Here is a 14,418-nt window from a genome sequence, read left to right on the forward strand (position 1 = left end):
GTCGGCAGTTCGTAGGCTACTTCGCGAGGGCCCCCTCCAGCCAGGACCTCAGCACCGGTGCGGGAGCCGCGCCGGCCTGCCTCGCGACAATCTTGCCGTCGACGATGACCATCAACGTTGGCACTGCCTGAATGGCGAATCGGGTGGAGAGCTGCGGCGAGTGGTCCACATCAACTTTTACAAGTTTGATCTGCCCCGGACGTTCGTGTGCCAACTGGTCCAGCACTGGACTCACCATCCGGCAGGGTCCGCACCACACCGCCCAAAAGTCGACCAGGGCCGGAACACCGGACCGTTCGGCGATTTCGCCGAAGTCGTCGTCACCCGCTTCAACCACCCAGGGAAGCTCCCGGTGGCAATTCCCGCACCGCGGCCGGCCGTCGGCGGCCGCGGGAACGCGGTTGGATTTGGCGCAGTGGGGACACTTGATGATGGCCTTGTTCATGCGGCTCCGGCTCCTTCCAGCTCCATTGTGGTGTAGTCGACCACCAGTTCCCCTCCGGCTGCGGTCACTGTGACCACTCCGCCCTCCGCGATGCTGCCGCGCAGCAGTGCGCGGCCCACCTGCGTTTCCACGACATGGGAAATATAGCGGCGCAATGGCCGGGCTCCATAGACCGGATCGAAGCCGCGTTCGGCTATCAGAAGGCGTGCGTCCTCGGTGAGGTGCAGCTCGATTTGCTGCTCAGCCAGCCGTTCCCGCAGTTGCTGGAACTGCAGATCTACAATGCGTTCGATCTGCGGCAGTCCCAGGGGCGCGAACAGGACCGTATCGTCCACGCGGTTGAGGAACTCGGGGCGGAAATGCGCCCGGAGCTCACCCATGACCAGGCCGCGCGCCTCCTCGGTGATCGACCCGCCTTCGGCCGAACCCTCCAGAAGATACTGCGAGCCGATGTTGGAGGTCATAATAATGACGGTGTTGCGGAAATCGACGGTCCGGCCCTGTGAGTCCGTGATCCGTCCGTCGTCGAGCACCTGCAGGAAAGTGTTGAATATGTCCGGATGGGCCTTTTCCACCTCGTCGAACAGCACCACGGAATATGGCTTCCGGCGTACCGCCTCGGTGAGTTGGCCGCCTTCGTCATAACCGATGTAGCCAGGAGGCGCCCCCAGCAGGCGGCTCACGGTGTGCCGCTCCTGGTACTCACTCATGTCCAGCCGGATCATCGCGTTCTCGCTGTCGAAGAGCGCCGAGGCCAGAGCCTTCGCGAGCTCGGTCTTCCCGACGCCGGTCGGACCGAGGAAGATGAAGGAGCCGATGGGCCGGCGGGGATCCCGGATACCGGAGCGGGCGCGGATAATAGCGTCCGTGACCGCGCTAATCGCTTCTTCCTGCCCCACGACGCGGTCGCGCAGGATCTCGTCCAGGTGCAGGACTTTTTCACGTTCGCCCTGCTTCAGCCGTGCGACCGGTATGCCTGTCCAGGCCGCGACAATGTCGGCGATCTCGTCCTCCGTGACCACCTCGCGGAGCAGGCGCTTTTCACCCTGTTTAGCGGTCAGCCGTTCCTCCTCGGCAGCCAGCCGCCGTTCGAGGTCGGCAAGTCGGCCGTAGCGTAGCTCCGCCGCCCGGTTAAGGTCGTAGTTCCGCTCTGCTTCCTCAGCCTCCTGCCGCATCCGCTCCAGTTCACTGCGGATATCCTGCAGCTTATGGATCGCCTGGCGCTCGGCTTCCCATTGGGCCCTTTTCGCGTCGGCTTCGGCGCGTAGATCCGCCAATTCACGCCTCAGCTCCTCGAGCCGGGCTTTGCTGGCCGGATCGGTCTCCTTGGAGAGAGCCGCGTCTTCTATTTCGAGCCGGGTGACCTTCCGTGTGAGCTCATCAAGTTCGGCCGGCATCGAATCAATTTCCGTCCGCAGCCGGGCGCACGCCTCATCGACGAGGTCAATGGCCTTGTCCGGAAGGAACCGGTCAGTGATATACCGGTGGGACAGGGTGGCCGCTGCCACCAGAGCACTATCCTGGATCCGGACTCCGTGAAAGACCTCCAACCGCTCACGCAGCCCGCGGAGAATGGAAATGGCATCCTCCACGTCGGGTTCCTCAACCAGGACCGGCTGGAAACGGCGTTCCAGGGCCGCGTCGGACTCGATATGTTTACGGTATTCGTCGAGGGTGGTCGCACCGATCATGTGCAGCTCGCCGCGGGCCAGCATCGGCTTCAGCATGTTCCCGGCGTCCATAGACCCCTCGGACGCACCCGCACCGACGACGGTGTGCAACTCGTCGACGAAGAGCAGGATCCGTCCCTCCGCCGCCAGCACCTCGGCCAGCACCGCCTTCAGCCGCTCCTCGAACTCGCCGCGGTACTTGGCGCCTGCCACGAGTGCGCTCAGGTCTAGGGAGAAGATGGTCTTGTTCTTCAGCCCTTCCGGCACGTCCTGCCGGACGATCCGCTGGGCCAGTCCCTCCACAATGGCGGTCTTGCCCACGCCAGGCTCGCCGATAAGCACCGGATTGTTTTTGGTTTTGCGCGAAAGTATCTGAACAACCCGGCGGATCTCCGCGTCGCGGCCGATGACCGGGTCCATCTTTCCGGTGCGGGCGTCCGCCACCAGATCGCGGCCGTATTTCTCCAGCGCCTCATACGTCTGCTCCGGTGTTGCCGAGGTGACGCGCTGGTTTCCCCTGATCTGGGTCAGGACCGAGAGGAACGCCTCGCGCGTGATTCCGTGCTCGGCCAGCACTCTCCCGGCCGCCGTGGACCGGCCTTCCTCCGCCAGCGCGACCAGCAGGTGTTCCACGGACACGTACTCATCCTTGAGCCGCTTGGCTTCTCGTTCCGCGGCATCGAGAAGTGTGCCGAGCCTGCGGCTCACGTATATCTGCCCTGGCGCAGCCCCCGGGCCGGTCACCTTCGGCTTGCGCCGCAGCTCGGCTTCGACCGCCGTGTTCAGCTCGTCCACATCAACCTGCATGCCCACAAGAAGCCTCGGAACGAGGCCCCCCTCCTGCACCAGCAAGGCCGCCAGCAAATGCTCGCCGTCGGTCTCAGTGTGGCCGTGTTGCTGGGCGATCCGCTGGGCCTCAGCCAAGGCCTCCTGCGACTTCTGCGTCAAACTCTCCATATTCATCGCGAAGCAGTCCTTTCCACCTGCGAGATTTCAACCAAACGTCGTTCCAGCGCGTCCACCCGCGCCATCAAGTCCAGTACCAGCGGGATTGCCGCGTAGTTCAGCGCCAGCTCCGAATGCAACCGCATGACGCGCGCGACCAGCTCCGGCGCCCGGGGGCTGAACCACGGGCCGCCCGGATCGTCGCCGCCCAGGGGCCGGATCAGGTCCAGCTCCACAAACCGCATGACAACGTCGGGATGCGTACCGCTGCTGCGCGCCACCGCCTCGAGATTCAGGCGCCACGGGTAGGCGAGGGCGTACACTCCGCTCATTGGTCCTCCCTCGGGTTAAAGTCGGAGACGCTGGCGAGTTTCTCGTACAGCTTGCGCTCCTCCTTGCTAAGGCTCGGGGGCACCATGATCCTGATCTCCGCGTACAGGTGCCCAGGTAATCCCCGCGGGTTGGGCATGCCCTGGCCTCGCAGCCGCAGTCTGCGCCCGCTGGAAGAGCCCTCGGGCACGGTGATGGTGACCGTCCCGGTTGGTGCCTCGGTCTTGATCCTGGCCCCGAGTGCCGCCTCCGACGGCGTGACAGAGAGGTCGAGGTGAATGTCCCGGCCCGTGAGACGGTATCTGGCGTCGGGCTGGAGGCGTACGGTCAGGAATAGATCCCCCGGCGGAGCACCGTTGCGTCCTGGGGCGCCCTCGCCGGCCAGACGGATACGCTGCCCATCCAGCACACCCGGGGGCACGTCGACGTCGTAGTTGCGCGTCTCCCCGTCCGGCTGAGCCAGCCTGACGGTGCGTTTTCCGCCACGGACAGCTTCCTCGAGGGTTAGCCAAAGATCGGCTTCGTGGTCCGGCCCTTGGGACGGGCCCCCTGCCTGTTGCCGGAACCAGCCACCGAGCAGATCGTCCCAGTCGACGTCGCCTCCCATATCGACGTGGGCGTTGCCGTACGCGCCGCGGCCCGGGCGCGGACCCGGCCGGGGGCCGGGCCCCGCGCCGCCGGGGCCCGAACGCCCGCCGCTTCCGGCGTACTGCCGGTAATCGGAGCCAAAACGGTCATAGCGCGCCCTGGTTTCGGGATCCGACAACGTATCGTATGCCTCGCCGACCTCCTTGAACTTGTCGGCGGCATCCGGCTCGCGGTTGACGTCCGGATGGTATTTTCTTGCCAGTTTTCGGTAGGCGCGTTGGATTTCGTCGGGCTTGGCTGTGCGCGGGACGCCGAGAACAGAATAGTGATCCTTAGCCACGATCCGGGGTCACCGCCCGGCTGACCACGACGGCGGCTGGCCGGAGAGTGTTGTCCGCGCTTCCGTATCCCGGACGCAGCACGCTCACCAGTGTCCCCGGGGGAACCTCGTCAGTATCCACCACGCTGACGACCTCATGGACGCGCGGATCGAAGGGGACGTTCTCCTCGTCGATCCGGGGGTAGCCCAGACGGGCCAGGGTATCAATGGCCTGTTTTCGGATTGAGTCAATGCCCTCCACGAACGGGTCATCCGCACCCGCCGGCGCGTGGGCCACTGCCAGTTCCAGATTGTCCAGGACGGGCAGCCACTCCAAGGAAACCGCGGCGCGCTCCTGCGCCCTCAGCTGCGCGCCGTCCCGGGCGGCGCGCTTTCGAACGTTGTCTGCGTCAGCCAGCGCACGGCGCCATTGATCCTCCATTTTGGCCAGCGCGTCTGCCTGCGCCTCCGCTTCGGCTTCCCTTTCATCGCGTGCGGCAGCCCGTGCCTCGTCACTTCCTTGGTGGGCCTGTCCAGACGGCCCTGCCTGGTCGCTCATGGCCGGTCCTAGCTACGATCGAATTCTGCGTCGACGATGTCATCGTCATCCACAGCGCTGGAGGCTCCGGGTTGTGATGCGGCTCCCTGGGCTGCCCCTGCTGTGGCCGCAGAGGCAGCAGAGGCACTCAGCGCCGCCTGCAGTTGCTGAAGCTCGGAGATGAGTCCCCTCGCCGTGGACACCTCCGCCTGGTTGCTCACCGCGTCGCGTGCCTGCCCGATCAGCAGTTCCGCCCGGGCTTTGTCGTGCGTCTGGACCGCGTCTCCGAGTTCGTTCACGGTCCTCTCAACCCTGTAGGCCACCGCATCGAGCTCGTTGAGGGTTTCGATCCGCTCCCGGTTCTGCAGATCCTCGCTTCTGTGGGACTCGGCCTCGGTAATCATGCGCTCGACTTCCTTGGCGTCGAGGTTGGAGCCTTCACTGATGGTGATGCCCTGTTCCTTGCCCGTGTCCTTGTCGCGGGCGGTGACGTTCAGAATGCCGTTGGCGTCGACGTCGAACGTGACCTCGACCTGCGGCTCGCCGCGGGGCGCGGGCCGGATATCGGTCAGCTGGAACCGGCCCAGCACCCGATTATCGGCCGCGAGTTCCCGCTCGCCCTGCAAGACCACCACGTCCACGGCGGGCTGGTTGTCGTCGGCGGTGGAGAATACTTCGCTGCGGCGGGCGGGGATGGTCGTGTTGCGCTCGATGATCTTGGTCATGACGCCGCCGCGGGTCTCGACGCCCAAGGAAAGCGGCACAACATCCAACAGCAGGACATCGGACACTTCACCCTTGAGCACACCGGCCTGGATCGCCGCACCGATGGCCACCACTTCGTCCGGATTGACGCTCATGTTCGGCTCTTTGCCACCCGTCAGCCGCCGCACAAGATTCTGCACCGCAGGTATGCGCGTGGAGCCTCCCACCAGAATTACCTCGTCGATGTCATTGGCCGTGACTTTGGCGTCCGTCATCGCCTGCTGCACCGGGCCCATCGTGCGCTCGACGAGGTCGTGGGTAAGGTCCTCGAAGACGGACCGCCGGATGGTGGTGGTCAGGTGCTTGGGACCTGTTGCGTCGGCCGTAACAAAGGGAAGACTGACCTGAGTTTGGGCGACAGAGCTCAGCTCGACCTTTGCTTTCTCGGCCGCTTCGAACAGGCGTTGCAACGCCTGGGGGTCCGTTCGGAGGTCGATGCCGGACTCCTTCTGGAAGTCATCGGCGAGGTAGTCGACAAGACGGCGGTCGAAATCGTCGCCACCGAGATGTGAGTCGCCCGCGGTTGAGCGGACCTCTACTACCCCGTCGCCGACGTCCAGGAGGCTCACGTCGAACGTTCCGCCGCCGAGGTCGAACACCAACACCGTCTCATGCTCACGCTTGTCAATCCCGTAGGCCAGAGCCGCGGCAGTGGGTTCGTTGATGATGCGCAGGACTTCCAGCCCGGCAATCTTGCCCGCGTCCTTGGTCGCGGTGCGTTGCGCGTCGTTGAAGTACGCGGGAACCGTAATAACGGCCTCCGTTACCTTTTCGCCCAACTGCTTCGCTGCGTCGTCCACCAGCTTGCGGAGTACGAGCGCACTCACCTCTTCGGGTGCCACCTTCTTGCCCTGAACATGAAAACGCGCCACGCCGTTGTCGTTCGCCACGACGTCGAAACTCACGGCCATGGCTTCATCCGAGATCTCATCATAGTGACGGCCAATAAAGCGCTTCGCCGACGTGATGGTTCCCTTGGGGTTAAGAATCCCCTGCCGCCGGGCCAGCTGCCCCACAAGGCGTTCACCGCTGTCCGTGTACGCCACAACTGATGGGGTGGTGCGGGCTCCTTCCGCGTTCGGGATGACGCGGGCTTCCCCGCCTTCCCAGACGGCGATCACCGAGTTGGTGGTTCCAAGATCAATTCCTACTGCTTTGGCCATGACGCACTCCGGTCCTAGAGGGCGACCGGTCCTATGGCGACGTCCGCCCGAGATTTCCCTGCATGACTCCACGCCCAGTCCTGCTGGTTCTTGAGGCTTAAAGGGCTTTTCCGCGGGGCCCTATGGGGTTGAGTCTGCACCTTGCATGGGGCCACGGCATGACCCTCCGGGGTCCAATTTGCTCTCCGAATGTGACCTGCCAGGGCTAGGGCCCGCCCTGCACTTCCGTCACGCAAGGTACGACGACGGCGGGAAGGGACGCCGTCGTCCGGTCCCTTGCTCGATGCGGACCTCCGTGGATCCACACTTGACAGCCCAAGGAGCCGGGTCTAGAACTGTGCTTATCAGGGGCACCCATCGCCAGTCTGACGGCGGCCATGCAGCCGGTCAGTGCCCACGCCACGCAAAGTGTCAATCGTCCAGGCGTGGCCGGCACCACGGCCGGACCGGCATAGGAGCCACCATGATTCCTGGATTTCCTGATCCGCATCTTTCCCAAATTCGTCCCGTTCGCGTGCGCACTCCGGAGGGCTGCGAGGAATGCCTTGCATTGGGCACGCCTTGGGTTCATTTGCGGTTGTGCCTCTCCTGCGGCCATGTTGGGTGTTGTGATGCCTCCCCTATGCGGCACGCCCGGGCTCACGCCTCCGCGCTGCACCCCATCGTTCGTTCCTTGGAGCCCGGCGAGGAATGGCGCTGGTGCTATCCCCATGAGGCATTCGTCTAGCATGCCGGCGGGCGGATCCAGCTGATGGAACCGACCGCAGGCCCGAGGCTGATTGAAACGCCGGACGTCTCCGGGGCCTATCCACGGCTGGGCCAGGCTCAGGTGGAGTTGTTGGGCCGAGCCGGCACCAGGCGGGCTACCTCCGCCGGAGAAGTCCTGATACAGGAGGGAACCGTCAACACTGACTTCTTCGTCATCCTGCAGGGCTCGGTCATGGTCGTGGAGGGCCTGCACGGCGCAGCCAGCACACAGCCCGCCGAGCTGGGGCCGGGCACACGCATCCTGGAAGTGCACGGACCAGGACGGTTCCTCGGGGAATTGGGCCTGGTCGAGGGGCAACCCGCCTTCGTCACCGCTGTCTCCGCTGAGGCGGGTGAAGTGCTCCAGATCAGCGGGGACGATCTGCGCCGCGTGGTGCTAACGGACACTGCGGCGGGCGAGACCATTCTGCGGGCATACCTCCAGCGCCGGATCCTTCTGATCAGCACGGGTGCGGGCATTCGCATCGTCGGGTCCCGCTTCAGCCGCGACACCCTTCGCCTCCTGGAATTCGCAGGCGCCAACCGCCTCCCTCACCGGCTGGTCGATCTGGAGGATGACGAGCACGCGCAGGCCATCCTGGACCGGGCCGGAATCCTTGCAGGTGACCTGCCGGCAGTGGTGCTCAACGCATCGGAGGTGCTCAAAAACCCGTCCAACGCAGACCTCGCCCTTGCCATGGGCCTGCGGGCTGCGAAAGAACACCCGGCGGCGTATGACCTTATGGTGATCGGTGCCGGTCCAGCCGGCCTGGCGGCCGCCGTTTACGCGGCGTCTGACGGCTTGTCGGTAGTCCTTAAGGAAAGCTTCGCCATAGGTGGGCAGGCCGGCACGTCGTCGCGGATTGAGAACTTTCTCGGCTTCCCCGCCGGCATTTCCGGCGGGGAACTCACGGAACGGGCAGTCATTCAGGCGCGGAAGTTCCAGGTCCAGATCAATGTCGCCTGCCGGGCAAACACCATCCAGTTGACGGATGGCGCGTTCCGCGCCGAGTTCGACGAGAGCGGCCCTGCCTCCTCGCGGGCCGCACTGCTCGCTACCGGCGTTCGTTACCGCCGGCTGCCGGTTCCCGGTCTTGAGAAATTCGAGGGGATCAGTGTTTTCTACGCAGCCACTGTCCACGAAGCCAGACTCTGCGGATTACAGCAGGTGACGGTGGTCGGCGGTGGAAACTCCGCGGGGCAGGCAGCGCTGTTCCTGGCTGGCGCGGGAGCGCCGGTGCGGCTGGTGGTGCGCGGGGCGGACCTCGGAGCCGACATGTCGAGGTACCTTGCGGAACGGATCGAAGCGCATCCGGGCATCGAGGTGCTGCTGAGGGCCAACATCGTGGGCGTTGACGGTTCGGGAAGCCTGGAACGGATCGTCGTTGATCTGGCAGCTCCCGGCGAACAGCGCGTCCTCGACACCCGGTACCTCTTCATTTTCATCGGAGCCAAACCGCACACGGAATGGCTCCAGGATACGCTTGTACTTGATGACAACGGCTTCGTGCTCACCGGGGCCGATCTCGAAGACTTTCCGCCGGAGTTCAGCCATCTGGGCCGCAAACGGCTGCCCTTGGAAACCAGCGTTCCAGGGATGTTTGCGGTGGGCGATGTTCGGCATGGATCGGTTAAACGCGTAACGGCGGCTGCCGGTGAGGGATCGACAGCCGTCGCGATGATCCACGAGCACCTGCGCCTCCTCCGGGATGGACCAACCGGTGGGCGTTGAAGTACCGGACAGTGACAAGCGACTAGGCCGGGGACAGGGACTACTCCGCGGCAACATCCCGGCGTTCCGAAACGCCGCCGGGGCCCGGCCTTCAAGGGCCACCCCGGGGAGCAGAACAAGGGCTTACCAACGGCGATATACGGGCGTAGTTTGGTGGTGTTGAATAACCGACGTCGCAAGGTCCCGTTCAGGACGACGCCCCGTGGAAGCCGGAGTCCGGAACGGGAATCATCGAGGGGAACTTTGGTCCTGATAAGCCACCGCCCGGAGCAAACGGACTAACGTACCGACAGCTCGTCACCGGCCGCCCGACATTTGCCGACGGCACCACCACCGTTTGCTTGGACGGAGGCGAAGATCCCTGTGTTCAATCGATCTGTGGCAGAGGAATCCCTCAACACGGCCGCGCAGGCCGTGTCCGAGATAGGGTTCTGTGAAATCGAGGACCGCTACCTCGCGGTGAATGGCCAACTAAGCCCCGTCCCCAAACGTGCGCCCTTGCCCCTGGACCGGGACATCCGGCGCCTCGACGGCAGGGACTCCGTTCTTCCTTGCGCCAAGCCGGGCTGGCGATACGCATTGTTCACCCTCAACCTCAGTCGCGAACTTTACGGGTGCCTGGTGTTGTCCGCCGCCCGCCCGCCGCGCCTGACGCAGCTGATGCAGCTCCGGGCGGTTGCGGGGACGACCGGTATGGCGCACGCCCGGGAGTCCCCCGGAGAACAATCAACAGACGCAAACGGTCAGTCACTCCGCCGTGACGACAGGGACCAGCGTCTCCTGTCCCTCTCGGCGACGGTACAAGAGCTTGAAGATCATGTCAGGATCCGCGACGCCTTGGACCAGGGCGCTACTCCCGATCTCGGGGACAGTGACTCCAGCGAGCGCCTACTGGCGGAGATCCTTTCACGGCTGACGGCGCGGCCCGTCTGCATTGAGGACGCGTTCGGGCACATCAGCGCGGCCGCCGGGACCGGGTCCAGACGCCCGTATCCCAGGCTTGCCGCGGCCGCAAGATCGCGGACTGTGCAACTCTGGCTCGCCTCAGGTGCCCCAGTCCCTGAACCGCGCAGGCTCGTGGCTCCTGCTCTGTCGCGCGGCGAGGTGCTGGGCGCAATTTGCATGCTGGAGACCGACAGGCCGTTCTCGGCTGGGGAAATCTTCGCTTTGAAGTATGCAACGCGGCTCTTGGAGATCGAACTGTCGCACCGCCGCAGCCTGGTCAAGCTGGAACTCAGGTTGGGGCGCGACCTCGTGGACGAACTCGTGTCTGGAATGGACAGCGCGACCGCAGTCGTTCGTGCCAAGGCCTTGGGGTATGACATACGTGGTCCGCAGCACGTCATCGTGGCGGAGTGGCAGCCGCCAAGAGCTGACGATTCTGTAGTAGTGGCGCTGCGGACGACGTTCCTGGAACTCCATTTGTCCGCAATCGTCTCATCGCGCTCGGACATGGCTGTTGCCGTGGTCCGTGGCGATCCGTTGGGTGCCGAGCTCTTTCCCGTTATTGCCAGGACCCTGCGAAGTGCCACCGGAGCCGTGGGCATCGGTGGTCCCAGCCTGGAAGTCGCCCAGATTCCGCGCTCCTTCTCGGAAGCCCTGCGCGCGGTGCACATTCGGGCCAGCTCAATCGACCGGTTCGGCGCCACGCGTTTTGATCAACTTGGGATCTACCGCATCTTGGACACAGCCGGGGGCAAACCGGATCTGGCTGGCTACGTCGACCAGTGGCTCGGCCCCCTTCAACGCACCGACGACAGCCGGGGGTCTGAGCTGGTACACACCTTGGCCCAGTACCTGGACCACGGCGGCAACTATGAAAATACGGCCGAGAGCCTGAACATCCATCGAAGCACCCTGCGTTACCGCTTGAAGGCCATTCGAGAGATCACCGGCTTTGACCTTGCCGACCCCGAAGCCCGCCTCAACCTGCACGTCGCAACGCGAGCGTGGCGTCTGCGCCGGCGCGGAGCCCCTTTTCACGGGCCTTAGCCAATGCTCAAATTTCCGGCTGAATACCCCGCGGATTCGGGCATCGGGAGCGGTGTCCGCCGCGACGGTGACATCCCGTTCGCTGGTCATGGACACGGAACCACAGGAGGCCGGGCATGCCGGAACATTCGGACGACGTGAACCCCAACAGTGACCGTACGCTGGGCGTGCTTGCCGAACCGGAGGTCACCGCAGAGTTTGCCGAGCGCAACGGACGCGAAGTGGGCCATCTCCTCAACCTCGCCGATGAGTGCCACGACTGGTCCGTGGTGATCGAGTACCAGGATTTTACGGCCGGCAATGGGTTGGCACCGATGCTGGACTCCTTAGCGAAGCACCGGATCCGCCGCGCATGGGATGTCATGGTGTGCCTGACCGATCTTCCGATTCGGTTGGATGGCCGGACTGTGGTCGCGGAAGTTGCGCTCGCAGAGCCGGTGTCCCTGGTTTCCCTTCCCGCGCTCGGCGCCGTCAACCTCGACCGCCGGGTCCGCACCACCGTCGCCGATCTCGGCTGGGCGATGCACCGTCATTTTGATCCCGATGATGACGCCGTGGAATTCGGCCCGCCCTCGCTGCAGCAGTCGCGGCGGATAGAAAGCGCGGCTCTTGACGAGGGGCCGATCGGATTCCGGTACGTCTCAGCAACCCGCCTCGGCCGGGGACGGTTGCTGGCGGGCATGCTGCGGGCAAACCGTCCTTGGCGACTGGTCTTCGGACTAAGAAGTGCTATGGCTGCCGCGATCGCCACTGGCGCCTTTGGTTTGGTCACGGACACTATCTGGCAACTCGCAGACCTGCTGGGCGCGCCGAGGCTGACGTTGCTGATGCTCCTTTCGATCGGTTCGATGGTTTCCTGGATTATCACCCAGCACGATTTGTGGGAAAGCCCCAGACGCGACGATTCCATCGAACGTTACAAGGCTTCCTTGTACAACGTCTCGACAGTATGGTCCCTAACCATCGGCGTCGTGATCAGCTACGTCCTGCTGTTCGTGGCCGTGCTGCTGGCCGCGGCCTTCACTATCGACGACTCCCTCTTGGCACTGACCCTGCAGCATCCCGTGACTGTCTGGGACTTCGCGGAAGTCGCGTGGATGACGGCCTCGGCTGCGCTCATAGGTGGCGCGCTGGGTTCGGGATTCGAATCAAAGGACGACATTCTTCGGGCGGCCTACGGACAACGGGAACGTCATCGTCGCCAGTCGGCCGACGAAGGCGAATAGTCCGTCCGGCGCCGAAGGCGCCCGTGGGGAGCGCCAAACCACGTAAGGTTAACTACAGACGATGGCCTCCGCCGGAGGCTGGTGGCGGCGAGACAGGGGAGCCCGTGGCTGGAGCAGCGAGAGGGAACGACGCGAAGACTGCGCGTTCACACCCAACCAGGCCACGGAAACCGAACATCAGCGACGTCGCCCAGCACGCCGGCGTCTCCTACCAAACGGTCTCGCGGGTGTTGAACAACGCTCCGGATGTGAGCGCTGCTACCCGCGAGCGGGTCCAGCAAATCATCAAAGATATGGGGTACCGCCGAAGCAGGGCGGCCACCGCGCTCTCCACAAGCCGCTCGACGGCCATAGGCATCCTGACCGACGGCTCGCCGCGTTTCGGGCCGGTCGGTACGCTGATGGCCCTCGAGAAAGTTGCCCGGCAGAAGGGATACTTCACTACCGTCGTCACGGTCGAGGAGCCTTACAAGGATTCAATCCCAGAGGCGCTGGCCACCCTGGACGAGATCGAGGTGGACGGCATCATTGTCATCGCACCGCTCCTGTCCATGGCCGCGGCTGTCAGGGAGGCGACGATCCAGGTTCCGGTCGAGATGATCGCCGCTGGAGCATCATCGACTCCGAACGTCTTCACATACTCGGAGAACCAGGAATTAGGCGCGCGTATGGCCACCCAGCACCTAGTCGATCTGGGCCACACCGACATCGCACATCTCGCCGGGTCCATGGACTGGTTTGACGGGCGGGTCCGGAAGCGGGGCTGGGAGTCCGCGCTCCGCGACAGCGGCCTCCCGCAGGGGCTGTGCCTGGAGGGCGATTGGAGCCCTGGGTGGGCCCACGCGACCGGACACCGGCTGGTCAGTGAGAAAAAGGTTCCGCAGGCGGTTTTCGCCGCCAGCGACCACACCGCTTTGGGTCTCATCCGCGCCTTTGCCGAGTGCGGCATCCGGGTCCCGGAGGATGTCAGCATTGTGGGATTCGACGACGTCGAAGGTTCAGACTTCTTCCTTCCGCCGCTCACCACGGTGCGGCAGGATTTTGGCGCACTGGCCCACGCCAGCATAGAAGTGCTCCTGGGCGCGATTGAGGGCCGTGAAGTAGACCGCCCGCCCAGCGAGCCGACACTGGTGGTTCGCGCCAGCGCCATTCCGGCCCGGCCGGGGCGCCCTTAGCGCCCACCTGGGCCCCCTGGTCCTGCCGCGCCCCAGGCAACCGCCGTCTGCGGCGATGATGCTCCACATGTCCGAAATATTCGTCATGTGAGGGTTGACACATGTTCCGTGATCGGTCACGCTTAAGGAGTTCCGTGACCGGTCACGGAAAGTCATACTCAACGGCGAGGAAAGAAGACCCGGTGCAAGGCGAACCCAGCGCAAAACGTTTGACGCTTCTCCCCGACGTTGAGGCTCACGACATCGACGAGGCCCAGTGGGAAAACGTCGGAAAGCTCCTGGCAGAGGCAGCATGCCCGGACGATGACGTCACACGCGCTGTCCGGGCCTTCGTCCCCGCAAATTCGTCGGCCGTCGTCGGTGTTTTCGACGGTAGCGCCCTCTGGGCAAGCCTGGTCGTTGCTGTCGACAACACGGCTGCGATCACATCCGTGACAACCGTCGACGGCTCCGCGGTCTCGTTGCACGGGGACATGGGCAAAGTGGCCCGCGATGTTGTGCGATGGATCCACACAAATGGCGGACTCTGCTCACTCGGACTGTTTCTCGAGAAACCACACGCGGAGGGGCTCTTGAACGCCTCCGACAAGGCCGCTGCAATCCGTACGGCCTCGGCCGCCGGCGGCCTGATCCTGTCCCCCGTACCCCCTCCTCTGGCGACGGCCCTGGCCTAAGACCTCATCACCACCCATTTCACCGTGGGCCCCTCGGGCCCAACGGCGTCGAAGAACACCCTTTTTACTCATCACCCACATCACAAATCAGGACTGGAGAACACCATGA

At 64.5% G+C, this 14,418-nt stretch carries 12 protein-coding genes; 6 read left to right on the forward strand and 6 right to left on the reverse strand.

All coding sequences use genetic code 11. From position 1 onward, the window contains the following. Positions 1–16 precede the first annotated feature (16 nt). From trxA to dnaK, 6 genes are read right to left on the reverse strand one after another with little or no spacing between them, the layout of a single operon-like run. Positions 17–445 (reverse strand): thioredoxin, encoded by a 429-nt coding sequence (gene trxA, locus AR539_RS14975; RefSeq protein ID WP_066438529.1) that lies wholly within the window; start codon positions 443–445, stop codon positions 17–19. Then, positions 442–3,078, reverse strand: a complete 2,637-nt coding sequence (clpB, locus tag AR539_RS14980) for an ATP-dependent chaperone ClpB (protein ID WP_066438532.1) — start codon at positions 3,076–3,078, stop codon at positions 442–444. Before clpB ends, trxA begins: the two co-directional genes overlap by 4 nt. Further along, a complete protein-coding gene (locus AR539_RS14985; RefSeq protein WP_066438537.1) occupies positions 3,075–3,392 on the reverse strand; it encodes a chaperone modulator CbpM in 318 nt (105 codons plus the stop codon). The genes clpB and AR539_RS14985 overlap by 4 nt, the downstream gene beginning before the upstream one ends. Further along, positions 3,389–4,318 (reverse strand): DnaJ C-terminal domain-containing protein, encoded by a 930-nt coding sequence (locus tag AR539_RS14990; RefSeq protein ID WP_066438539.1) that lies wholly within the window; start codon positions 4,316–4,318, stop codon positions 3,389–3,391. The genes AR539_RS14985 and AR539_RS14990 overlap by 4 nt, the downstream gene beginning before the upstream one ends. Next, positions 4,311–4,856, reverse strand: coding sequence for a nucleotide exchange factor GrpE (locus AR539_RS14995; protein ID WP_066438542.1), 546 nt, complete (start codon positions 4,854–4,856; stop codon positions 4,311–4,313). The genes AR539_RS14990 and AR539_RS14995 overlap by 8 nt, the downstream gene beginning before the upstream one ends. A gap of 8 nt (positions 4,857–4,864) precedes the next feature. Continuing rightward, positions 4,865–6,763 (reverse strand): molecular chaperone DnaK, encoded by a 1,899-nt coding sequence (gene dnaK, locus AR539_RS15000; RefSeq protein ID WP_066438546.1) that lies wholly within the window; start codon positions 6,761–6,763, stop codon positions 4,865–4,867. Positions 6,764–7,226: 463 nt separating this feature from the next. Here dnaK and AR539_RS19110 point away from each other — a divergent pair, with 463 nt between their 5' ends. The 6 genes from AR539_RS19110 (at position 7,227) to AR539_RS15025 (ending at position 14,309) form a co-directional block, all read left to right on the forward strand. Then, entirely contained in the window at positions 7,227–7,490 is a 264-nt protein-coding gene (locus AR539_RS19110) for a UBP-type zinc finger domain-containing protein (RefSeq protein ID WP_082699386.1), read from the forward strand. Positions 7,491–7,514: 24 nt separating this feature from the next. Then, on the forward strand, positions 7,515–9,242 hold the full coding sequence (locus AR539_RS15005) for an FAD-dependent oxidoreductase (protein ID WP_066438550.1): 1,728 nt from the start codon (positions 7,515–7,517) through the stop codon (positions 9,240–9,242). A gap of 378 nt (positions 9,243–9,620) precedes the next feature. Beyond that, positions 9,621–11,234: a PucR family transcriptional regulator gene (locus AR539_RS15010; protein ID WP_231728625.1), complete on the forward strand. Its 1,614-nt coding sequence runs from the start codon at positions 9,621–9,623 to the stop codon at positions 11,232–11,234. 116 nt (positions 11,235–11,350) lie between these two features. Then, entirely contained in the window at positions 11,351–12,460 is a 1,110-nt protein-coding gene (locus tag AR539_RS15015; RefSeq protein ID WP_066438555.1) for a hypothetical protein, read from the forward strand. Positions 12,461–12,564: 104 nt separating this feature from the next. Continuing rightward, positions 12,565–13,635 carry a LacI family DNA-binding transcriptional regulator gene (locus AR539_RS15020; protein WP_066438556.1) on the forward strand — a complete coding sequence of 357 codons (1,071 nt, stop codon included), beginning with the start codon at positions 12,565–12,567 and terminating at the stop codon, positions 13,633–13,635. Positions 13,636–13,769: 134 nt separating this feature from the next. Next, positions 13,770–14,309, forward strand: coding sequence for a hypothetical protein (locus tag AR539_RS15025; RefSeq protein ID WP_231728626.1), 540 nt, complete (start codon positions 13,770–13,772; stop codon positions 14,307–14,309). Positions 14,310–14,418 lie beyond the last annotated feature (109 nt).

Origin of the sequence: Arthrobacter sp. EPSL27, assembly GCF_001512305.1 — a bacterium.
Taxonomy (GTDB): domain Bacteria; phylum Actinomycetota; class Actinomycetes; order Actinomycetales; family Micrococcaceae; genus Arthrobacter.

What these genes read in the sequence shown, in the direction of transcription:
- trxA (WP_066438529.1), bottom strand. Translation starts at nt 445, where the DNA reads ATGAACAAGGCCATCATCAAGTGTCCCCACTGCGCCAAATCCAACCGC.
- clpB (WP_066438532.1), bottom strand. Translation starts at nt 3,078, where the DNA reads ATGAATATGGAGAGTTTGACGCAGAAGTCGCAGGAGGCCTTGGCTGAG.
- AR539_RS14985 (WP_066438537.1), bottom strand. Translation starts at nt 3,392, where the DNA reads ATGAGCGGAGTGTACGCCCTCGCCTACCCGTGGCGCCTGAATCTCGAG.
- AR539_RS14995 (WP_066438542.1), bottom strand. Translation starts at nt 4,856, where the DNA reads ATGAGCGACCAGGCAGGGCCGTCTGGACAGGCCCACCAAGGAAGTGAC.
- dnaK (WP_066438546.1), bottom strand. Translation starts at nt 6,763, where the DNA reads ATGGCCAAAGCAGTAGGAATTGATCTTGGAACCACCAACTCGGTGATC.
- AR539_RS19110 (WP_082699386.1), top strand. Translation starts at nt 7,227, where the DNA reads ATGATTCCTGGATTTCCTGATCCGCATCTTTCCCAAATTCGTCCCGTT.
- AR539_RS15005 (WP_066438550.1), top strand. Translation starts at nt 7,515, where the DNA reads ATGGAACCGACCGCAGGCCCGAGGCTGATTGAAACGCCGGACGTCTCC.
- AR539_RS15015 (WP_066438555.1), top strand. Translation starts at nt 11,351, where the DNA reads ATGCCGGAACATTCGGACGACGTGAACCCCAACAGTGACCGTACGCTG.